Genomic DNA, 21,209 nt, shown 5'->3' with positions numbered 1-21,209 from the left:
GGTGGTTGCGCTTCGTAGCTTCATCGTTAGGCTGCGTGGTTGGCAAAGTCGTATTTTCGAGATCATCAGCATCCATCATTCCGATGACGAATCGCCATCGTCTCCACGCGTCGATTGGCTATTTCTGACAAAGTATGCAGAACACTGACAGGCTTCCGAAAAGCAATGGTCGGTAGCGCAACGACTAGGGAAAAAGGACGATGACCGCGCCCGGCGATTTGCAGCAGGCACTGTTTCTGAGGCTCAAAAGCGATGCATCGCTGTCGGCGTTGCTGGGCGGCGCCGGACTGCTCGAACGGGCAACTGATAAGGCCGCTTTTCCGTACGTGACCTGCGGCCAGACCAGCGCCTTCGACTGGGATACTGGCGCCGAAAACACCGATGACCAATTGATTACGCTGCATGTCTGGTCGAAAGCCCATGGCGAAGCCGAAACGCTTGCCATCATGGCCGCCATCAAGGCGCGCCTTGCCGACGCAGCGCTGGTGATTGGCCCTCGTGGCCAGACTCGGTTGACGTTGGAATTCGCCGAGGCCCGCCATGACGAGGATCTGATCGTCCATCACGGATTGCTGCGCTTTCGCGCGATAACGCAGGAAAATGCCTGATGCGCTTTCAATATGGTCGAAACGGGGTCTAGACTGTCGTTTCCTGGATTTCGCCGGATTGGGCGGCGAAATCCCCGATCGGTTGTCTCGCATTGCAGGGGTGTGGCGAGGATGGTGTCAGCGGCGTTCACTGTTCATTTCACGTTCAGCACCGATGCGTTACAACGCGGACCATGAAAACGCTTCGCTCCCACTCCCGAACCGTGACACTGGCGCTCTGTGCTGCCGGGCTGTTTGCGTCGCAGGCGATGGCGATGCCGGTCATCGCGCCCGACCAGGCCAGCCCAATCCTGCTGGCGGCGTCCGATTGCTACGCGATCGGCCAGCAGGTGGCCGAACAGAATGGCGGAACGCTGGCCAAGGCCTCGCAATCGACACGCGGCGGCCAGCCTGTCTGCGTCATTGTCGTGCTGGTGCCTGGCAAGGACGGGCAGCGTCCGCGCCGTTCCGAAATCGTCGTTCCGCTGAACTGACCCGATCTTGCATCTTACGGACCTCGGTTTCCCAGGCCACCGGAATCGGCCTATATCTGACCCTAGCTCTTCAACAGGTATCGAACTCCGCATGCGCGTACTCGTCGTCGAAGATGACAAGGATCTCAATCGGCAGATATCGGATGCGCTGGTCGATGCCGGCTATGTCGTCGACCGCGCCTTTGACGGCGAGGAAGGCCATTTCCTCGGCGACACCGAGCCCTACGACGCCGTCGTGCTCGACATCGGCCTGCCGCAAATGGACGGCATCAGCGTGGTCGAGCGCTGGCGGCGCGGCGGCCGCAAGATGCCGGTGTTGATTCTCACGGCGCGCGACCGCTGGAGCGACAAAGTCTCCGGCATCGATGCCGGCGCCGACGACTATGTCACCAAGCCGTTCCACATCGAAGAGGTGCTGGCGAGGCTGCGGGCCTTGATCCGGCGCGCCGCCGGCCATGCGTCGTCCGAACTGACCTGCGGGCCGCTGCGTCTCGACACCAAGGCCTCGAAGGCCGATGTCGACGGCGTGCCGCTGAAACTGACGTCGCACGAATTCCGCCTGCTTGCCTATCTGATGCACCATATGGGCGAGGTCGTCTCGCGGACCGAACTGGTCGAGCATCTCTATGATCAGGATTTCGACCGCGATTCCAACACCATCGAGGTCTTTGTCGGGCGGCTGCGCAAGAAGATGGGCATCGACATGATCGAAACCGTGCGCGGCATGGGCTACCGCATGCGTGAGCCGGAGGCGTAACTCGGAACCGCTCAAACCAACCGCAAGGACGCCGCTTTCGCTGCGTTTGTGGCCGCGTTCGCTGACGTTCCGTGTCATCGCCTTTTCCACGGTCTGGGCGATCGTGACCCTCGTTGTCATCTTCACCCTGATCACCACGCTCTACCGCCAGGCCAGCGAGCGCGGCTTCGACAGCCTGCTTTCGGCGCATCTGTTCAACCTGATCGGCTCCATCGGTATTTCCGACAGCGGTGCGCTCACCGGCGCACCCGACCTCGGCGACCTCCGGTTCTCGGAGCCGAATTCGGGCTGGTACTGGTCGGTTGAGCCCGCTTCGGAAGGCGTGCATGGCGATCTTCACTCGTCGTCGATGACCACGACGATCCCATCGCCGAGCGTCGCCGACGTGCCGTTCAACGCCAGCTTCCAGCGCAGCTATGCGACCGAGGGCATCGACGGCGAACAACTCGAAGTGTTCGAGAGCGAATTCGTTCTCGATTCCAAGAACCGCGCCGCGCGTTTCCGCGTCATGGGCAACCAGAGCGAACTTGAACAGGAAATCTCCACCTTCCAGCGCCGCCTGCTGACCTATCTCAGCCTGTTCGGCGTCGGCATGATCGCCATCAACGCGATCGCCATCCTGCTCGGCCTGCAGCCGCTGCGCCGGGTCAGGAACGCGCTTGCCATGGTGCGCGAGGGCACCGCGCAGAGGCTCGACGGCCGTTTCCCGGCCGAGATCGAACCGCTTGCCAACGAAACCAATGCGTTGATCGAAAACAACAGGCGTATAGTCGAGCGATCGCGAACCCAGGTCGGCAATCTCGCCCATTCGTTGAAGACGCCGCTCGCGGTGCTGCTCAACGAGGGCCGGGCACTTGGCGGTGCCAAGGGACAACTGATCGCCGAACAGGCCGCTTCCATGCAGAAGCAGGTCGAGCATTATCTCCAGCGTGCCCGCGTCGCGGCGCAACGCGACAGCGTCGTCTACCGCACGCCGGTGACGCCGCTGGTGCAGCGCATGGTGCGGGTTCTGCAGAAGCTCAACCCGCGGACAAATCTGTCGCTTTCGCTGCCGGCGACCGAGATCGTCTTCGCCGGCGAGCGCGAGGACCTTGAGGAATTGCTAGGCAATCTCCTCGAAAACGCGATGAAATGGGCAAGGAGTTCGGTGCTGGTCTCAGTCGTGCCTTTGACCGGCAAGGACGATCCGGCCGGCCTGTTCGAGATCAGCATCGAGGATGACGGCCCGGGCATTCCCGAGGACAAGGCGCGCGAAGCGCTGAAGCGCGGACGGCGCCTGGACGAGACAAAGCCCGGAACAGGTCTGGGGCTGGCCATTGTCGCCGACCTCGTCAACGAGTATGGAGGCGTCCTGGCGCTCGAACGGTCCGGCATGGGCGGATTGAAGGCGGTGGTGCGATTGCGGAGCCTTCAGTGATGTTAACCAGGGCCAATCGACATCGAGGGACGGGAGATATTATTGGCGGCATGTCGATTGGTCCGGTAATGGCCGGTAGCGGCCAAATTTCCGACAAATATCAACACTATGGCCACGCTGACTTCTCCGATGACGCGGCCCCCGGCGCATCCATGACAGGCTCCAACTCAAGAAAACCGGTTGTTGGCATGAAGATTCGCGTCGCCCTTGTTTCCGCATTGCTGGCCGTTTCCGGCTGCACCACCTTGAGCGGCAAGGGTCCCACCGTGGCGCCGACACCGGCCTCGACGCCTCCTTCCAGCGGCAAGGTGACCACGACGATCATTTCGGCGATGGGCGGCGGCCTCATCAGTGGATCGATCGGCGCCGGCCTGAGCGAGGCGGAGAAGCGCAGTGCGCTCGAGGCTGAATACAAGGCGCTCGAATATACAACCAGCGGCCAGAAAGTGACGTGGAAGGGGGCCCAGGCTTCGCGCTACGGCGAGGTGGTTCCGGCACAGCCCTATCGCGTCGGTTCGCAGGACTGCCGCCAGTACACGCAGACGGTGTTCACCGGCGGGGCCGGGGTCACGGCGCGTGGAACCGCTTGCCGCAACGCCGACGGCAGCTGGACGCCGCTGACCTGACAGTCAATCGGAGCTGGTTGGTATCCGGCCGCTTGATGTTGATCAAGGACATGCGCCGTGCCTGCCGTCAAAGCGTCGCAGGAAACCTGTGTTGGCACGGCAGAGCTCTGCCGTTATTGGAAGAACCATGCTGTTCTGGGTCATAGCCGCAATTCTCACGCTGAGTGCGAGCCTGGCGGTGCTGGTGCCTCTGGCCGCCAGCTCGAAGGGCGCGTCGTCAAGCGGCGATCACGATCTCGAAGTCTATCGCGACCAGTTGTCCGAGCTTGACCGCGACGCCGCGCGTGGCTTGATCCAGCCGGCGGAAGCCGCCGAGGCGCGTGCCGAGATCGCTCGCCGCATCCTTCGCCTAGACAATGCGGGTACAGCCGCTGGCGGATCTATCGGGCGAGCGTCGGTCGCGGCAAGGTTGGTGGCAACCGTAGCCGTGCTGGCGGTCCCGCTGGTCAGCTGGGGCCTCTATGTCAAGCTCGGCTCTCCCGACCTGCCGTCGCAACCGCTCAGCGAGCGGTTGGCCAAGAATCCGGCCGACAGTTCGGTAGACGAACTGGTGGCGCGGGCCGAAGCCCATCTGGCCGCCAATCCTGCCGATGGCAGGGGCTGGGATGTGCTCGCACCGGTCTATCTGCGCATGCAGCGCTTTTCCGATGCGGCGGCAGCCTATCGCAACGCCATTCGCCTCGATGGCGACAGCGCTGTTCGCCAGGCTGGTCTCGGCGAGGCGATCGCCAGTGCGGCAGGCGGCATTGTCTCGGCCGATGCACAGGATGCCTTCGAGGCGGCCTTGAAGCTCGACCCAGCCAATGCGAAGGCCAGTTTCTACCTGGCCATGGCGCTGGCGCAGGAGGGCCGAACCAAGGAAGCGGTCACGGCCTGGCAGGCGATGCTGGGCAAGCTGCCTCCGGAGTCGCCATGGCGCGGTGCGGTCGAGCAGGCGCTGGCCAAGTCCGGCAGCCCAGAAGTCGCTTCCGGCGGCGCCGCCAACGGGCCCGATGCCGGCGATATCGACGCCGCATCCTCGATGTCGCCGCAGGATCGGGAAGCCATGATCAACACCATGGTCGCCGGCCTCGACGACAAATTGCGACAAAATCCGCGTGACGCGGAAGGTTGGATGCGGCTTATTCGTTCTTACGCCGTGCTGGGCAAGGCCGATCAGGCGCGCGAGGCACTCGGTCGTGCCATTGCCGTGTTTGGAGCCGACAGTGACGAGGCGAAGAAATTCACCGCCTTTGCCGCCTCGCTTGGCCTGACGGCGACGGAGTAGAGGCAGACATGACGCGCAAGCAGAAACGATTGTCGGTGATCGCCGGCGGGCTGGCTTTCCTGGGCGTCGCTACCGGGCTGACCTTCTATGCGCTTGGCCAGAAGGCGTCCTATTTCTACATGCCGGCCGACCTGACCACGGCAAGCGTCCAGCCTGGCCAGCGCATCAGGCTGGGCGGGCTGGTCGAAAAAGGCACGATCCAGCGCGGGCAGGGGGCGACGGTCGCCTTTTCAGTGACCGACACGCACAAATCGGTCAAGGTCACCTATACCGGCATCCTGCCCGACCTTTTCCACGAAGAGCGGGGCGTCATCACCGAGGGCACTTTCGGCCCGGACGGCGTCTTTGTTGCCGACAGCGTGCTCGCCAAGCATGATGAGCGCTACATGCCCAAGGAAGTGGCGGATGGCCTCAAGGCCAAGGGCGTCTGGCAGGAGAGCAAGAGTGAATAGCTCTGGCAGGAGAGCAACAGCCCATGGTTGAAACCGGACATTTCGCCCTGGTGCTGGCGTTTGCTCTTTCGCTGGTGCAGACACTTGTGCCGCTGTTTGGTGCGCGCCTTAACAACCAGCGCCTTATGGCTGTCGGCGGGCCGGTCGCGGTGACGGGCTTTGCCTTGACGGCGCTGTCCTTCGTGGCGCTGGCAAGTGCTTATGCAAGCTCCGACTTCTCGGTGGCGAGCGTGTGGGAAAATTCGCATTCGCTGCAGCCATTGATCTACAAGATCACGGGAACCTGGGGCAATCACGAAGGCTCGATGCTGCTCTGGGTGCTGATTCTGACCTTCTTCGGTGCCCTCGTCGCCGCTTTCGGCTCCAACCTGCCGGCGACGCTGCGCGCCAATGTGCTTGCCGTGCAGGGCGCCATCGGCGCCGCCTTCTTCCTCTTCATCCTGGCGACATCCAATCCGTTCATCCGGCTCAATCCGGCGCCCATCGAAGGCCGCGATCTCAACCCGGTTCTGCAGGATCTCGGTCTCGCCATCCACCCGCCGTTCCTCTATCTCGGTTATGTCGGCTTCTCGATCTGCTTTTCCTTCTCGGTCGCCGCCCTCATCGAAGGCCGCATCGACGCGTCCTGGGCGCGCTGGGTGCGGCCGTGGACGCTGGTCGCCTGGATGTTCCTGACCGGTGGCATCGCCATGGGATCGTACTGGGCTTACTACGAACTCGGCTGGGGCGGTTTCTGGTTCTGGGATCCGGTCGAGAACGCCTCCTTCATGCCGTGGCTGGCGGGCACTGCGCTGCTCCATTCGGCCATCGTCATGGAAAAGCGCTCGGCGCTGAAAATCTGGACGCTGCTGCTCGCCATCCTGACCTTTTCGTTGTCGCTGCTCGGTACCTTCCTGGTGCGCTCGGGCGTGTTGACCTCGGTGCATGCCTTTGCCACCGATCCGACGCGCGGCGTCTTCATCTTATGCATCCTGACGCTGTTTATCGGCGGCTCTCTGGCGCTGTTTGCGCTGCGCGCCTCCCGGCTGACGGCCGGCGGCCTGTTCCATCCGATTTCGCGCGAAGGCGCGCTCGTCCTCAACAATCTGTTCCTGACCACCGCCACCGCGACCGTGCTCGTCGGCACGCTCTATCCGCTAGCCGTCGAAGCCTTTTCAGCCGACAAGATCTCGGTCGGCGCGCCGTTCTTCAACCTGACGTTCGGACCGCTGATGGTGCCGCTGCTGCTGGTGGTCCCGTTCGGGCCGCTGCTGGCCTGGAAGCGCGGTGATGTCTTCGCCGTCGCTCAGCGCCTGATGGTGGCGTTCGCTGCGGCCCTGCTGGCGACGCTGGTCACCGCTTTGTTCATCGATGGCGCCTCGGTGTTCGCAGCCCTGGGCGTCGGCCTTGCCGTCTGGCTGATCCTTGGCGCGCTCACCGACCTCGCCGTCAAATCGGGGGTCGGCAATGTCGCAGCGGGGATCATGGTCCGGCGCTTGCTCGGCCTGCCGCGCTCGGTCTTCGGCACCGCCTTCGCTCACCTTGGCCTTGGCCTGACCACGCTCGGCATCGTCGGCACGCTTTGCTTCGGCACCGAAAAGATCCTGTCGATGCGTGCCGGCGAGACCGTCGAACTGTCCGGCCACACGCTGCGGTTCGTTGGGCTCTATCCGGCCCAGGGACCGAACTACGCCGAGGATCGCGGCCGCTTCGAACTGATCGGCGTGGGCGGCAGTCCTGTTGGTGAGATCAGCTCCGCCAAGCGGTTTTTTCCGGTGCGGCAGATGACGACGACGGAATCCGGCATCAGGACGATCGGCTTCTCGCAGCTCTACATCTCGCTCGGCGACGAGGGCAAAGACGGTTCCGTCGTGGTGCGTCTGTGGTGGAAGCCGCTGGTGACATTGATCTGGGGTGGCGGCCTGATGATGATGGCGGGCGCCGCCATGTCGCTGATGGACCGGCGCCTGCGCGTCGGCGCGCCATCGCGGCGGCGCAAGCAGGCAGGCGCCGTGACGTCCTCGGGTCTGCCATGAGCGTACGGTTTTCGCTGACCTCGATTGTCCTGCTGCTGGCGCTATTCTTTGCCGGCACGGCCCTGGCGGTGAAGCCTGACGAGATGCTGCCTGATCCGGCGCTGGAGGCGCGGGCGCGGGCGCTGTCGGAAGGCCTGCGCTGCATGGTCTGCCAGAACCAGTCGATCGACGAATCCGACGCCGACCTCGCCCGTGATCTGCGCGTCCTTGTGCGCCAGCGCCTCGTCGCCGGCGATACCGACCAGCAGGTGATGGATTACGTCGTGTCGCGCTACGGCGAGTTCGTGTTGCTGAAGCCGCGTTTCGACCTGCGCAATGCATTGCTGTGGGGCACACCTGTCCTGCTGTTGCTGGTGGGAGGCGTTTTCATCGTACTGACCGCGCGGTCGCGCCGCACGCTGGCGACAAAATCCCTGTCCGCCGAAGAGCAGGCCTCGTTGGACGCCATATTGCGCCGCGACTGACGCCGCGGTCGCTGCCAAACATTACCAAAGTTTCATGTGTCGGAAATGGCGCTGTAATGTGCGCCACTCTAATTGTCTTGTCCCGAGGATGCCGATCAAGCAGCATCCCTTTGAAAGAGGATACGAGATCCATGAATACTGCCCCCCATTCATATTCCGTCACCCGCAAGCGTCTCATGGCTGCCGCCGCGTCCATCGCCGTGGCCGGTGCGATCGGCGTCGGCGCACTGACCAGTGGAACCAGCCCTGTTCTGGCCGACGCTGTGCGCGTCGAGGCACCGCAGGTGCCGGGCTTCGCCGATGTCGTCGAGCGCGTTTCTCCTGCCGTCGTCAGCGTCAAGGTCAAGGCCAAGATCCAACCCGCGGCCGATGACGGCTTCGACCAGGGCTCCGACGGAATGGACAACCTTCCCGACAATCCGCAGTTGCGCCGCTTCTTCAAGGAATTCCGTGGCTTTGGCGACCAGAATGATGGCGGACATCGCCGGTTCGGCAACCGCGACCACCACAACGACCAGCCCCGCCCGGTGGCGCAAGGGTCCGGCTTCTTCATTTCCGAGGACGGCTATCTCGTCACCAACAACCACGTCGTTTCGGAAGGCTCGGCCTTCACCGTGGTGACCAACGATGGTAAGGAACTCGACGCCAAACTGATCGGCACCGATCCGCGCACCGATCTCGCCGTGTTGAAGGTCGAGGGTGGCGGCAAGTTCACCTATGTCGACTTTGCCGACGATTCCAAGGTTCGTGTCGGCGACTGGGTGGTGGCCGTCGGCAATCCATTCGGTCTCGGTGGTACCGTCACCGCCGGCATCGTCTCGGCCCGTGGCCGCGACATCGGCGCCGGCCCCTATGACGACTTCATCCAGATCGATGCCTCGGTCAATCGCGGCAATTCGGGCGGTCCGACCTTCAACCTCAACGGCCAGGTCGTCGGCATCAACACCGCGATCTTCTCGCCCTCCGGCGGCAGCGTCGGTATCGCCTTCGACATTCCTGCCTCGACCGCCAAGCAGGTCGTTGAGGACCTGATGAAGAACGGTGCGGTGCAGCGCGGCTGGCTCGGCGTCGAAATCCAGCCGGTGACGTCCGACATCGCCGAGTCGCTCGGTCTGAAGTCCAACAACGGCGCGTTGGTGTCGAGCGCTCAGGACGCTGGTCCCGGCAAGAAGGCCGGCATCACTGCTGGTGACGTGATCACCCAGGTCGACGGCAAGGACGTTGCTTCGCCGAAGGAACTGGCCCGGTTGATCGGCGCCTACTCGCCCGGCAAGTCGGTCGACGTCACCGTGTGGCGCGACGGCAAGAGCGAGACGCTCAAGGTCGATCTCGGCAAACTGCCTTCGAGCGATAAGCAGGCTTCGAACGACCAGCAGCAGCCCGCCGCTCCGGCCAAGCCCGACACGCTGGCCGACCTCGGCCTGACCGTCACAAAGTCCGAAAACGGCAAGGGGCTGGTGGTAACCGACGTCGATCCCGACAGCGATGCCGCCGATCGAGGCATTCAGCCGGGCGACGTCATCACCGCTGTCAATTCGACCGAGGTGAACGGCACCGACGACGTCACCAAGGCGATGACCGATGCAGTCAAATCCGGCCGCAAGGCAGTGCTGATGCAGATCACCCGCGACGACACCAATCGTTTCGTCGCGCTGCCCGTCGCCAAGGGCTGACGCTGGCCCCGGAACCGGAGTTCGGTTTCGGAAGCCGTTCGACTTTTCCAGTGCGGCAGTTTCAAACACCCCCGAGCCGCCGCACGGGAAAGCATGGAGGAGCGCGCGTTAGTCAGTCATCGCGCTCTCCCCCGGCGGCAGCGGGCCTCCCATCGTCCCGCTGCCGCACAATTCAAAAGCGCTGATGCAACAACATCGGGAGCGAGGATTTATCGCGCACGGCTTCGGATGAACTTGACCTCGATGCGCTTTGGCAAAGGCCATAATGCAGATGTCTGCCACTCAACCTTCCGGTGAAATCGCGTATAACAGTCCTATGAAGATTCTCGTCATAGAAGACGATCGCGAGGCCGCGGATTACCTGCAGAAAGCCTTTACCGAGGCCGGTCACACCGCGCATGTCGCCGGTGACGGCGAAACCGGTTTCGCGCTCGCCGATGCCGGCGACTACGACGTGATGGTCATCGACCGGATGATGCCGCGTCGCGACGGCCTGTCGGTCATTGCCGGTCTGAGATCCAGGGGCAACACGACGCCGGTGCTGATCCTGTCGGCGCTGGGCGAGGTCGATGACCGGGTCACCGGCCTGCGCGCCGGCGGTGACGACTATCTGACCAAGCCCTATGCCTTTTCCGAGCTTCTGGCCCGCGTCGAGGTTCTGAACCGCCGCGCCAGCGCCAAGGAAGCCGAAACCGTCTACCGCGTCGGCGATCTCGAACTCGACAGGCTGTCGCATTCGGTCCGCCGAGCGGCGCGTGAGATTACGCTGCAGCCGCGTGAATTTCGTTTGCTCGAATATCTGATGCGGCATGCCGGCCAGGTGGTGACGCGCACCATGCTGCTCGAAAATGTCTGGGACTATCATTTCGATCCGCAGACCAATGTCATCGACGTCCACGTCTCGCGGCTGCGAGGCAAGATCGAGAAGGGCTTCGATAAGCCCATCCTGCATACGGTTCGCGGCGCCGGCTATATGCTGAAGGGCGGCTAGCGGCGGCATGGCTCTTTCCGTGCCAGCCATCATGAAGACGACGGCAGCGCGGCTTTCGGCGCTCTACCTCCTGCTCTTCGCGCTCTGCGCGGTGGCGCTTGTCTTCTACATGACCTCCCTGTCGGCGCGCATGCTGACGGCGCAGACCCAGGACACCATCAATGACGAGGTGCTCGGTCTGGCTCGCGCCTATCAACGCGGCGGACTGCCGGTGTTGGTCCGTGTGGTCGAGGCGCGCTCGCGCCAGCCCGGCGCCAATCTCTATCTGATCGCCGACGCCAACGGCCAGATTCTGACCGGCAATGTGCAGAGCCTCGAACCTGGCGTTCTCGAAACCGAAGGTTGGACCAGCAGTCCTTTCTCCTACCAGCGCTTTGGCGAAGGAGAACTCGAGCGTCTGCGCAATCTGCCCGCCGAACAGGGAAGCACCCAACCCGAGCAGAGCGACGCGCAGGCTCAGGGCGAAAAGGGCCATAACGCCATTGCGCTGGTGCTGCGGCTACCGAACCAGATGATCATGCTGGTCGGCCGCGACCTCGGCGAACCCGAGCGGTTTCGCGCTGTCATACGCCGCGCACTGATGCTGGCGCTCGGCATGATGGGGCTTGGCGGATTGCTGATCTGGTTCTTTGTCGGCCGCGCAGCGCTGAAGCGCATCGACAGCGTGTCGGAAGCCAGCCGTCGCATCATGGGCGGCGATCTGTCGGGCCGGCTGCCGGTGACCGGCGTCGGTGACGAGTTCGACCGGCTTTCCGAAAATCTCAATGCCATGCTGGCCAGGATCGCTACGCTCAATGAAGGTTTGAAGCAGGTTTCCGACAACATCGCGCATGATCTGAAGACGCCGCTGACCCGGTTGCGCAACCGGGCCGAAGCGACGCTTTCCGGCAAGCACAAGACATCAGACTACCGGCAGGCGCTGGAAGGCACCATTGCCGAGTCCGACCAACTGATAAAGACCTTCAACGCCATCTTGATGATCTCTCGGCTGGAGGCTGGCTACTCCTCGGAGAACACCAACCGCGTCGATCTTGCGGAAGCCGTGCGCGATGTCGTCGAACTCTATGAGCCGGTGGCGGAGGAGGCGGGTGTCTCGCTCGAGGCGGATGTTCGAGAGGCGACCTTCGTCAACGGCAACCGCGAACTGATCGGCCAGGCGCTGTCGAACATCGTCGACAACGCCATCAAATATTCGACCGGCGCCAGTGCCCAGCCGGCCGTGCGCGTGGCGCTCGAGCGGGTCGGTGCGGGTGTCCGCCTGTCGGTTGCCGACAATGGCCACGGCATTCCTGACGACGGCGACCGCGCCCGCGCGACGGAACGTTTCGTGCGGCTGGAGAAGAGCCGTTCGCAGCCGGGTTCCGGCCTTGGCCTCAGCCTCGCCAAGGCCGTCATGACGTTTCACAATGGCCGGCTTGATCTCTTGCCTGGCAATCCCGGATTATTCGTGGTCATGAGTTTCCCGGCACGGGAGGACCACTGATGAGCACGGCTGCGAGGGCGACGGATTGGCTGCTGAAGCCGGCGGCCAGGCTTGCTCCGCTGGACGAAGGCCGCGCGTGGCAAGAACTGGCCGAGATCGCTTCCGCCGCACGCGAAGAAGGACTGGCGCGGCTGGCCAAGTTCCTGGCCGGTAAAGGGGAGGGCCAGGATTTCCTCGCGGCCGTCTTCGATCTGTCGCCGTTCCTGCGCGATACGGCACGTCGCCGGCCGAGGATTCTGGATTGCCTCTTCGACCAGACGGTCGAAGCTCGGCTGAAAGCGATCGGCGCCGCCATCGACCAGGCGTATTTGACCGAGGCGGTCTCGGAATCCGGCCTGATGATGGACCTGCGTCAGTGGAAGGCCGAGGCGCATTTCCTGATCGCGCTCGCCGATCTTGCCGGCGAAGCCGAAACCGCGCTGACGGTGCGGCGGTTAAGCGACCTCGCCGATGCCTGCACCCGCGCCGCTGTCGACTTCCTGCTGCGCGACGCGCATGGCCAGGGCAAGCTCAAACTGCCGGATCTTGACAGCCCGTCGACGCAATCGGGCTGGATCCTGCTCGGCATGGGCAAGCTCGGCGCGCATGAGCTGAATTTCTCATCCGACATCGATCTTGTGGTTTTCTTCGATCCGGAAGCGCCCGCTGTCGTTGATCCGCTCGATGCCACCGAACTGTTTTCGCGGCTGACGCGCCGCCTGGTGCGCATCCTGCAGGACCGCACCGAGCATGGTTATGTCTTCCGCACCGATCTGAGGTTGCGCCCCGATCCCGGTTCGACACCGCTGGCCATCCCCATCGAAGCAGCATTGCGCTACTACGAGGCGCGCGGCCAGAACTGGGAGCGCGCCGCCATGATCAAGGCGCGTCCGGTGGCTGGCGATCTGGCCGCGGGCGCTGCCTTCCTCAAGGAGCTGCAGCCCTATATCTGGCGCAAATACATGGACTACGCGGCGATTGCCGACGTCCATTCGATCAAGCGCCAGATCCACGCCCACAAGGGCCATGGCGAGATCGCCGTGAAGGGCCACAACGTCAAGCTCGGCCGAGGCGGCATTCGCGAGATCGAGTTCTTCGTCCAGACCCAACAGCTCATCGCTGGCGGACGCTTCCCGGAGCTGCGCGGCCGCGAAACCGTGCCGATGCTGGGCCAGCTCGCCGCACGCAGCTGGATCACCACTGAGGCGCGTGACGCGCTCGCCCGCCAATACTGGTTCCTGCGCCGCGTCGAACATGCCGTGCAGATGGTTGCCGACGAGCAGACGCACACGCTGCCGGAAGACGATGAGGGGCTGGAGCGCATCGCCCGCATGCTCGGCTTTGCCGATGCTTCTGCCTTTGCCATGGCGTTCCGCGCCTCGCTGCAGCAGGTCGAACGGCACTACGCGGCACTTTTCGAAACCGCGCCGGAACTGTCGACGGGCATCGGCAATCTGGTCTTCACCGGCGATGTCGACGACCCCGACACGTTGCAGACCTTGCACGGCCTCGGCTTTCAGCGGCCAAGCGACATCTGCCGGGTCATTCGCGGCTGGCATTTCGGCCGCTATCGCGTCACCCAGTCGGCGGAGGCGCGAGAGCGGCTGACGGAACTGACGCCGGCGTTGCTGCGCTCTTTCGGCCAGACGCGCCGGGCCGACGAAGCCCTGATGCGCTTCGACGAATTTCTCGCCGGCCTGCCGGCCGGAATCCAGCTGTTTTCCCTGCTGCAGTCCAATCCGGCCCTGCTGAAGCTTCTGGCGACGATCATGGGGGCTGCACCCCGGCTGGCGGCCATCATCACCCGCCGGCCGCATGTCTTCGATGGTCTGCTTGATCCGGCCTTGCTGGCAGAGCTACCGGACCGCGCCTATCTGTCGGCGCGGCTTTCCGCCTTTGTCGAGGGCGACCGGCTCTATGAGGATGTGCTCGACCGGCTGCGCATCTTTGCCTCCGAGCAAAAATTCCTGATCGGCGTCCGGCTGCTCGCCGGCTCGATCGATCCGGCGCGGGCCGGCCGTGCCTTTTCCGATCTGGCGGATCTCACCATCGAGGCGGCGTTGCAGGCGGTGACGGCCGAATTCGCGGCCCGCCACGGCACGATTGCCGGCGGCGTGGTTTCGCTGCTCGGCATGGGCAAGCTCGGCAGCCGCGAACTGACCGCAGGATCAGATGTCGACCTGATCCTGCTCTACGACCACGCGCCGGATGCCGAAGAGTCCGATGGCGACAAGCCGCTGGCGCCTTCGCATTACTACACCCGCATGACGCAGCGGCTGATCGCGGCCGTGTCCGCGCCGACAGCGGAGGGCGTGCTCTACGAACTCGACCTGCGCCTGCGGCCATCCGGCAACAAGGGTCCTGTGGCCACCCATATCGATGCCTTCAAGAAATACCAGCGCCAGGAGGCCTGGACCTGGGAGCACATGGCGCTGGCCCGCGCGCGTGCCATAGCCGGTGATGCCGGCCTGTGCGGCGAGGTTGAAGCGGAAGTGGCGGCAGTTCTTGGACAGCCGCGCGACGCGGCCAAGGTGATGGCCGAGGCCTCGGACATGCGCGCCATGATCGAAAAAGAAAAGCCGCCGCGCGATCTCTGGGACATCAAGCTGATCCCCGGCGGCCTCATCGATCTCGAATTCATCGCCCAGGTGGCCGTCATCACCGGGCAGGTCGAGACTGAATTGCGTGCCCCGGCCGTGCCAATTGCACGTGCCCCGGCCGTGCCAATTGCACGTGCCACCGGCACGGCCGAGATCCTCTCGCGCCTCGCACCGGGCTTTGCTGATGCCGGGATCAGGCAAGACCTTGGCGACGCCTATGCGCTCTATCTGGCGCTGACCCAGATGACGCGGCTGTGCCTCACCGGAGCCTTTGAGCGTGACGATGTTCCGCCGGGGCTTTCGGATCTGCTTCTGGCGGTGACCGACCTGCCGGATTTCGGTGTGCTGGAAGCACACCTCAAGGAGACGTCGCAAAAGGTCAGGAAGGATTTTGACCTTTTGCTTCGTGCCGGACGACCGTGATGAACGGCCTGCCGGATCGCATCGGGGGTGACGATGCAACAGGAGAAGACCATGAGAAAGTCAACCAAACTTGCCCTTGCCTTCGTAGCCTTGGCCGGCGCCGTCGGCACCACGGCCTATGCCGAAAACAATGCAAGTGAAAAAATGCGCGAGGGCACGATGATGCGCCTCAACAAGGCGATGAGCGATTCCGGCGGCACCATCACCTTCGACCAGTTTTCGGACGCCATGAACGCGCGGCTGAAGACGCTCGTCGCCGACAATGGCGGCAAGCTGACCGTCGCCCAGCTTGCCGATGCGCTTGAGAAGGCGCGTTTCGAGCAGATGGCCAAACGCATTATCGCCCGCTACGACACCAAGGGCGACGGCACGCTGACCACAGACGATCTCACCAGTCGTGAGAAGAAGGTCTTCGCAATGCTCGACAGGAACAATGACGGCAAGATCGAAAAGAGCGAATTGCCGAAGGGCGGCCGCTTCGGCCGTCACGGTCAATGGAGTGACGACGGCGACAACAGCGATATGCAGTGAGGCCGTCTGGAGCAGGCTCCGGCGGTGTCAGTCGGAGCCTGCCGCTCAGGCCGCGACCCTGATGGCAGGCGCGGCCTTCTTCACCGGAATGCGCACCGATACGATCGTGCCGACACCTTCGGTCGAACGGATCTTCAGCGCGCCGCCCTGGAGTTCAGCCAGCGAGCGCGAGATGGCGAGGCCAAGGCCGGACCCGGCATGGCTCTTGGAGAACTGGTTCTGCACCTGTTCGAAGGGCCGTCCGAGCTTGCCGAGCGCATCCTTGGGGATGCCGCAGCCATTGTCCTCGATCGTCAGCACCAGCGCGCCGGATGTGTTGCGGGCCCTGACCGATATGTGGCCGCCCTGGCCGGTGAATTTCACCGCGTTGGACAAAAGGTTGATGACGATCTGCTTGATCGCCCGGCGATCGGCGACCAGCGTCAGCGCGTCGGCGATGCGGGTTTCCACGGTGATGGCCTTTTGCGCCGCTTGCAGCGAAACGACGCGAACCGTTTCGCTGATCAGCGGGCCAAGGTCGATCTCCTCCCGGTCCAGCGAGAACTGGCCGGCCTCGATCTTGGACATGTCGAGAATGTCGTTGATGACGCCCAGCAGATATTTGCCGCTGCTGTTGATGTCGGTGGCATATTCCTCGTAGCGCTCCGATCCGAGCGGGCCGAACAGCCCCTGTTCCATCAGTTCGGAGAAACCGATGATGGCGTTCAGCGGCGTGCGCAACTCATGCGACATGTTGGCCAGGAATTCGGATTTGGCCCGGTTCGCCGCTTCGGCCCGTTCGGTTTCCTTCATGTATTTGCGGTTGAGGTCGACCAGTTCGCGCGAACGCTCCTCTTCCGCCCGCCGGGCGAGGCTGAGATCATGGATCGTCGCCATAAGCCGGCGCTCACTGTCGACCAGCTTCTCCTGGTGCAGCTTGATCTGGGTGATGTCGGAACCGACCGAGACGATGCCGCCGTCCCTGGTCTTCAGTTCGTTGACCTGCAGCCAGCGGCCATCCGCCAACTGGCGCTCGAAAGTGGCGCCGCCTTGCAATCCGCTGGTGTTGGCGAGCCGCCGTTCGGAAGCAAAGGCCAGCATGCGTTCTTCCAATGCCGCGCGCGTGACGCCCGGCATCACGTCGCGGTCCGAAAGCCCGTTGTCCTGCTGGTATTTGGAATTGCACATGATCAGGCGCTGCGCCGAATCCCACAGCACGAAGGATTCATTGATGTTCTCGATCGCCGTTCTGAGGCGAAGGTCGGCCGCCTCGGAACGCAGCGCCAGATGACGCTGTTCGGTGACATCGACGGCGATGCCGATCAGCTGGATCTCCGGGGCTTCCGGATCGATGACTTGTGCCCGGGCGCGCATCCATACCCATTGGCCGTCGGAATGCCGCATCCGGAAAACTTGGTCGATATGGTCGATCTCGCGTGCGACAATTCTGTTGGCGAGTTCGAACAGGTCCCCGTCCTCGGGATGGATGATCTGATCGACCTCGCCGAAGGACAGCATCGTGTCGCAGGGCTTGTAGCCGAGCATGTCGTACATAGAGCGCGACCAGTACATCTTGCCGCGCACCATGTCCCAGTCCCACAGACCGCAGCGGCCGCGAACCAGTGCCATGTCGATGCGCTGATGCGCCTCGAGGTAGATGCGGTCAGCCGCCTGTGCGCGCGCCGCCTGGCCGAAATAGGCATAGAGGATGACGATCAGCACGCCGGCCGTCAGCACGAACAGGGTGACGTTCAGCGAAACAGTCTTGCGCCAGGCATCGAAGACCGCGTCCTGCGGCACCAGGGCCGCCGACGCACCCTTCTGGCCATTCGCCAGGCTGACCGCCGCATACCAGTCACGTCCGTCGATGTTGACATCCATGACACCGGCGCGATCGCCGAACATGAACAATGGCTGGCCGCCCTCGACGAGGCCGTCGAGCGAATGGCCCTGCCATGGCACCGAGCGCGGTGTCACCGCGACGATCTTGAAAGCACTGTCGGTGATGACGAGCACATGGCTGCGGCCCATCGCGCCCTGACGGCTGGTGGTCTCCAGCAGATCCTGGATAGCGCCCGGCACCGTGTCCGAGGTGGTGGCGAGCGAACTGGCCAGTTGCCCCGCCGCCAGCGTCAGGATCGCCTTGGCATTGCGCTCGACATCATCGCGCTCGTTCATCAGCGACAGCACGCGCAGTGCCGCGATTACGATCAGGAATGTGATGATGAGGACGGGTATCGATCGGCGTAGCAGCGGCTCGGCGGCCAGAAGCCGCCGGTAGGCCGGTTCGGCGATGAGCCGCGTATTCCCGGCAAGGCCGTCGCTGCGCGTCTCACGATGCGCAAATGCCGTCCCTCCGGGCGCGCCCCACGCGTCCGCCTTCGCCATAAATGGCACTCCCCGAATTTGCCTATGCTGCTTGTTGATCCGGCAAACGCCGCACATCCGAATCGTCAGTAAAGAATCAAAGGTGATTCGCCTTGTCCAGTGCTCCGGCGAAAAAAGATTAAAAATCGACTAAAATAACGCCGAAACTGTCTTGTCCCTCCCTCTTGAGGGGAGGGTGGACAGCCGCCGAAGCGGATGGACGGGTGGGGTCATTGCGGCAGTGCTCGACTTGAGACGACCCCACCCGCCTCGCTTCGCTGGGCATCCTCCCCTCAAGGGGGAGGGAACTCACGCCAGCGTGCGCTCGACGATATCCCTCAGATCCGCCGACAGGTTTTCGGCGCCGGCGATCGAAAGCAGCGCTTCCCTGGCCTTGGCCTGCCGCAGAGGTTCGAGCGAACGCCACGATCTGAGCGCCGTCGCCAGCCTTGCCGCTACCTGCGGGTTGCGCTTTTCGACCTCGAGCACAGTCTGAGCAAAGAACCAGTAGCCTTCGCCGTCAGCACGATGGAAGCCGGTCTGGTTGGCACTGGAGAACGTGCCGATCAACGAGCGCACCCGGTTCGGATTGCCCATCGAGAAGGCCGGGTGGCTGGTGAGGTCCCTCACTGTGTCGACGGTTTGCGGCCCCGGAACGCTGGCCTGGATCTGGAACCATTTGTCCATGACCAGCGGGTCGGACCCATAGGCCGTCTCGAAAGCCGCCAGCGCCTCGATCGCTTCGGGCGAACCGTGGTGACGATGCGCGAGCACGGCAAGCGCTGCCGCGCGGTCGGTCATGTTGGTCGCGGACTGGAAATGCCCGGCGGCGAGGGCTGCTCCGCCCGGCTGCAGCGATAGATAATCCAGCAGGGTGTTGCGCAAGGCGCGTCGTCCGGCGCTCGCCGCGTCAGGGCTGAACGCTGCCTTGTCGGCAAGGCTGAGGTAGAGGCTCGAAAAAGCATCCCGGTTCGCGGTGCCGATCACCAGCGTCAGCGCCTCGCGAGCCGCATAGATGGCATCGGGGTCGATGTTCCTGCCGATGTCGCGGGCGATGTCGGCTTCGCCGGGCAGTGCCAGCGCCAGCGCGCGGTAGGCCGGCTCCAGCGTCTCGTCGCCGGCGATACTGCCGGCGAGTTCGGTCAGACGCGCCGCGAAGACCGGCTGCTTGCCGCCGAGGATTTCTCGGAAGGCGGCAATCAGTGCGTCGGTCAGCAATGTGTTGAAGGCTTGCCAGCGCGAGAAGGCGTCGCTGTCATGGCGGGCGAGGAAGAACTGGTCGTCGGCTTTCTGCTCGACGGACAGTGTCACTGGGGCCGAAAAACCGCGGTTGAGCGACACGGCGGGGCGCTCAGTGACGCCTGAAAACCGCACCATGTGGCGGCGCTTGCGCACATGGATGACGCCGTCCTCGACGCTAGCGCCCTCGACGCCGGCATAGTCGACCGGCTTGCCGCCGGCGCCGATCAGGCCGAAGGCGAGCGGGATGTGCATGAGCCGCTTTCGGCTTTCGGAGGGTGTCGGCGGCACCGACTGCTCGATTTCGAGCGTGAACTCCCGCGCAGCCGGATTGTGCGTCGAGCTGATCGTCAGGTTGGGCGTTCCCGCCTGATGATACCAGAGCGCGAACTGCGACAGGTCGCGGCCGGACGCATCCTCGAACACCTTGATGAAATCCTCGATCGTCGCCGCGTCACCGTCGTGCCGCTCGAAATAGAGATCCATGCCGGCGCGAAAGGCGTCGACTCCGAGAATTGTGCGGATCATGCGCACCACTTCGGAGCCTTTCTCGTAGACCGTCGCCGTGTAGAAATTGTTGATCTCGCGGTAGCGGCGCGGCCGCACTGGATGCGCCAGCGGGCCCTGGTCCTCGGGAAACTGGTGGGCGCGCAAGGTGCGCACTTCGGCGATGCGCTTGACTGCTCGCGAGCGCTGGTCGGCGGAGAATTCGTGGTCGCGGAAAACGGTCAGGCCTTCCTTCAGGCAGAGCTGGAACCAGTCGCGGCAAGTGATTCTGTTGCCTGTCCAATTGTGGAAATACTCATGCGCGATGATCGCCTCGATATTGGCGAAATCGGCATCCGTCGCGGTCTCCTGGTCGGCCAGAACATATTTGTCGTTGAAGATGTTGAGGCCCTTGTTCTCCATCGCGCCCATGTTGAAGTCGGACACGGCGACGATGTTGAAGACGTCAAGATCGTATTCCCGGCCGAACGCTTCCTCGTCCCATTTCATCGACCGCTTCAGGGCGTCCATCGCGTAGCCGGCCAGCTTCTCCTTGCCGGGCTCGACATAGATGCCGAGCTCGACCGTGCGGCCGGACAGGGTGACGAAACTGTCGGCGAGCCGGCCGAGATTGCCGGCCACCAATGCGAACAGATAGGACGGCTTGGGGAAGGGGTCGTGCCACACTGCATAGTGCCAGCCGTCGCCGAGGTCGCCTTTGTCGACGGGGTTGCCGTTGGACAGGAGCAGCGGCGCCTCGTCGCGCATTGCTTCTATGCGCACCGTGTAGACAGACAGGATGTCGGGTCGATCGAGGAAATAGGTGATGCGGCGGAAGCCCTCCGCCTCGCATTGTGTGCAGTAGACATGGCTCGAGCGGTAGAGGCCCATCAGGGCTTCGTTGCCTACCGGCGCCAGTTCGGTCACGATGAGCAGTTGGAAGCGGCGCGCGACCGGCGGCTTGAGGATCGTCAGCTGGTCTGGGCTCGCCAGAAAATCCGCCGGCATCACCGTCTTGCCGTCGATCTCGATGCGTTTGAGCGTCAGCCCGTCACCGTCGAGCACCAATGGTGCCGACGCGGATACGCCGTCACGGCGCTCGACCGCGAGCAAGGCCGTGACGTGCGTTGCGTCTGGCGACAGGCGGAAAGTGAGGTTGGTTTGCGGAATGAGGTAGTCGTTGGGGCGATAGTCTTCGAGCTTGAAGACCTGGCCGGTGTCCGTGCGCATTCCGTGGGTTTTCCTGTCGATGGCCTTGGCGGCGGATGTTCCCGCTGGTCCAAGAAATTTGAAGTCCGCGCTCTTTACACGAAACGGCCCCTCGACAAAACTGAGGCAATGCCTATTTCAGGCCTTCCTTCTCCCGTCACCACCGCGAG

At 63.6% G+C, this 21,209-nt stretch carries 16 protein-coding genes; 14 read left to right on the top strand and 2 right to left on the bottom strand.

The annotated features are described in order from the left end of the window. The first annotated feature begins 200 nt into the window (after positions 1-200). The 14 genes from ASD12_RS00535 (at position 201) to ASD12_RS00470 (ending at position 15,759) form a co-directional block, all read left to right on the top strand. Positions 201-608: a DUF3168 domain-containing protein gene (locus ASD12_RS00535; RefSeq protein ID WP_056580611.1), complete on the top strand. Its 408-nt coding sequence runs from the start codon at positions 201-203 to the stop codon at positions 606-608. Between the two features lie 173 nt (positions 609-781). Continuing rightward, the gene (locus tag ASD12_RS00530; RefSeq protein ID WP_056580608.1) at positions 782-1,081 is read left to right on the top strand and encodes a hypothetical protein; all 300 of its coding nucleotides are present in this window, start codon (positions 782-784) and stop codon (positions 1,079-1,081) included. Positions 1,082-1,172: 91 nt separating this feature from the next. Beyond that, positions 1,173-1,838, top strand: a complete 666-nt coding sequence (locus ASD12_RS00525) for a response regulator transcription factor (protein ID WP_023812809.1) — start codon at positions 1,173-1,175, stop codon at positions 1,836-1,838. Continuing rightward, positions 1,822-3,255 (top strand): ATP-binding protein, encoded by a 1,434-nt coding sequence (locus ASD12_RS00520; protein WP_056580605.1) that lies wholly within the window; start codon positions 1,822-1,824, stop codon positions 3,253-3,255. The genes ASD12_RS00525 and ASD12_RS00520 overlap by 17 nt, the downstream gene beginning before the upstream one ends. Before the next feature lie 188 nt (positions 3,256-3,443). Further along, on the top strand, positions 3,444-3,881 hold the full coding sequence (locus ASD12_RS00515) for a hypothetical protein (protein ID WP_056581892.1): 438 nt from the start codon (positions 3,444-3,446) through the stop codon (positions 3,879-3,881). Positions 3,882-4,008: 127 nt separating this feature from the next. Further along, positions 4,009-5,148, top strand: a complete 1,140-nt coding sequence (gene ccmI / locus ASD12_RS00510) for a c-type cytochrome biogenesis protein CcmI (protein WP_056580603.1) — start codon at positions 4,009-4,011, stop codon at positions 5,146-5,148. Between the two features lie 8 nt (positions 5,149-5,156). Then, positions 5,157-5,600: a cytochrome c maturation protein CcmE gene (gene ccmE, locus ASD12_RS00505; RefSeq protein ID WP_056580601.1), complete on the top strand. Its 444-nt coding sequence runs from the start codon at positions 5,157-5,159 to the stop codon at positions 5,598-5,600. A 23-nt stretch (positions 5,601-5,623) separates the two neighbouring features. Further along, positions 5,624-7,615, top strand: coding sequence for a heme lyase CcmF/NrfE family subunit (locus ASD12_RS00500; protein WP_056580598.1), 1,992 nt, complete (start codon positions 5,624-5,626; stop codon positions 7,613-7,615). After that, the gene (locus ASD12_RS00495) at positions 7,612-8,079 is read left to right on the top strand and encodes a cytochrome c-type biogenesis protein (protein ID WP_056580595.1); all 468 of its coding nucleotides are present in this window, start codon (positions 7,612-7,614) and stop codon (positions 8,077-8,079) included. The genes ASD12_RS00500 and ASD12_RS00495 overlap by 4 nt, the downstream gene beginning before the upstream one ends. A gap of 131 nt (positions 8,080-8,210) precedes the next feature. After that, positions 8,211-9,752: a Do family serine endopeptidase gene (locus ASD12_RS00490; RefSeq protein WP_056580592.1), complete on the top strand. Its 1,542-nt coding sequence runs from the start codon at positions 8,211-8,213 to the stop codon at positions 9,750-9,752. Positions 9,753-10,068: 316 nt separating this feature from the next. After that, positions 10,069-10,743: a response regulator transcription factor gene (locus ASD12_RS00485; protein ID WP_027046649.1), complete on the top strand. Its 675-nt coding sequence runs from the start codon at positions 10,069-10,071 to the stop codon at positions 10,741-10,743. 7 nt (positions 10,744-10,750) lie between these two features. Next, positions 10,751-12,226, top strand: a complete 1,476-nt coding sequence (locus ASD12_RS00480; protein WP_056580588.1) for a HAMP domain-containing sensor histidine kinase — start codon at positions 10,751-10,753, stop codon at positions 12,224-12,226. Next, positions 12,226-15,228: a bifunctional [glutamine synthetase] adenylyltransferase/[glutamine synthetase]-adenylyl-L-tyrosine phosphorylase gene (locus ASD12_RS00475; protein ID WP_056580585.1), complete on the top strand. Its 3,003-nt coding sequence runs from the start codon at positions 12,226-12,228 to the stop codon at positions 15,226-15,228. Before ASD12_RS00480 ends, ASD12_RS00475 begins: the two co-directional genes overlap by 1 nt. 51 nt (positions 15,229-15,279) lie before the next feature. Next, the gene (locus ASD12_RS00470) at positions 15,280-15,759 is read left to right on the top strand and encodes a hypothetical protein (RefSeq protein ID WP_056580581.1); all 480 of its coding nucleotides are present in this window, start codon (positions 15,280-15,282) and stop codon (positions 15,757-15,759) included. A gap of 45 nt (positions 15,760-15,804) precedes the next feature. On the opposite strand, the gene ASD12_RS00465 is transcribed toward ASD12_RS00470, so the two are convergent. After that, positions 15,805-18,126 (bottom strand): PAS domain-containing sensor histidine kinase, encoded by a 2,322-nt coding sequence (locus ASD12_RS00465; protein WP_056580578.1) that lies wholly within the window; start codon positions 18,124-18,126, stop codon positions 15,805-15,807. Between the two features lie 288 nt (positions 18,127-18,414). Further along, entirely contained in the window at positions 18,415-21,060 is a 2,646-nt protein-coding gene (pepN, locus tag ASD12_RS00460; RefSeq protein WP_056580575.1) for an aminopeptidase N, read from the bottom strand. Positions 21,061-21,209 lie beyond the last annotated feature (149 nt).

Origin of the sequence: Mesorhizobium sp. Root102, assembly GCF_001425625.1 — a bacterium.
Classification (GTDB): Bacteria; Pseudomonadota; Alphaproteobacteria; order Rhizobiales; family Rhizobiaceae; genus Mesorhizobium.
This window is presented reverse-complemented; position numbering and strand designations above follow the sequence as displayed.

Coding starts and splice junctions, on each gene's coding strand:
- ASD12_RS00535 (WP_056580611.1), top strand. CDS start 201: ATGACCGCGCCCGGCGATTTGCAGCAGGCACTGTTTCTGAGGCTCAAA.
- ASD12_RS00530 (WP_056580608.1), top strand. CDS start 782: ATGAAAACGCTTCGCTCCCACTCCCGAACCGTGACACTGGCGCTCTGT.
- ASD12_RS00525 (WP_023812809.1), top strand. CDS start 1,173: ATGCGCGTACTCGTCGTCGAAGATGACAAGGATCTCAATCGGCAGATA.
- ASD12_RS00515 (WP_056581892.1), top strand. CDS start 3,444: ATGAAGATTCGCGTCGCCCTTGTTTCCGCATTGCTGGCCGTTTCCGGC.
- ccmI (WP_056580603.1), top strand. CDS start 4,009: ATGCTGTTCTGGGTCATAGCCGCAATTCTCACGCTGAGTGCGAGCCTG.
- ccmE (WP_056580601.1), top strand. CDS start 5,157: ATGACGCGCAAGCAGAAACGATTGTCGGTGATCGCCGGCGGGCTGGCT.
- ASD12_RS00500 (WP_056580598.1), top strand. CDS start 5,624: ATGGTTGAAACCGGACATTTCGCCCTGGTGCTGGCGTTTGCTCTTTCG.
- ASD12_RS00495 (WP_056580595.1), top strand. CDS start 7,612: ATGAGCGTACGGTTTTCGCTGACCTCGATTGTCCTGCTGCTGGCGCTA.
- ASD12_RS00490 (WP_056580592.1), top strand. CDS start 8,211: ATGAATACTGCCCCCCATTCATATTCCGTCACCCGCAAGCGTCTCATG.
- ASD12_RS00485 (WP_027046649.1), top strand. CDS start 10,069: ATGAAGATTCTCGTCATAGAAGACGATCGCGAGGCCGCGGATTACCTG.
- ASD12_RS00480 (WP_056580588.1), top strand. CDS start 10,751: ATGGCTCTTTCCGTGCCAGCCATCATGAAGACGACGGCAGCGCGGCTT.
- ASD12_RS00475 (WP_056580585.1), top strand. CDS start 12,226: ATGAGCACGGCTGCGAGGGCGACGGATTGGCTGCTGAAGCCGGCGGCC.
- ASD12_RS00470 (WP_056580581.1), top strand. CDS start 15,280: ATGAGAAAGTCAACCAAACTTGCCCTTGCCTTCGTAGCCTTGGCCGGC.
- ASD12_RS00465 (WP_056580578.1), bottom strand. CDS start 18,126: ATGGCGAAGGCGGACGCGTGGGGCGCGCCCGGAGGGACGGCATTTGCG.
- pepN (WP_056580575.1), bottom strand. CDS start 21,060: ATGCGCACGGACACCGGCCAGGTCTTCAAGCTCGAAGACTATCGCCCC.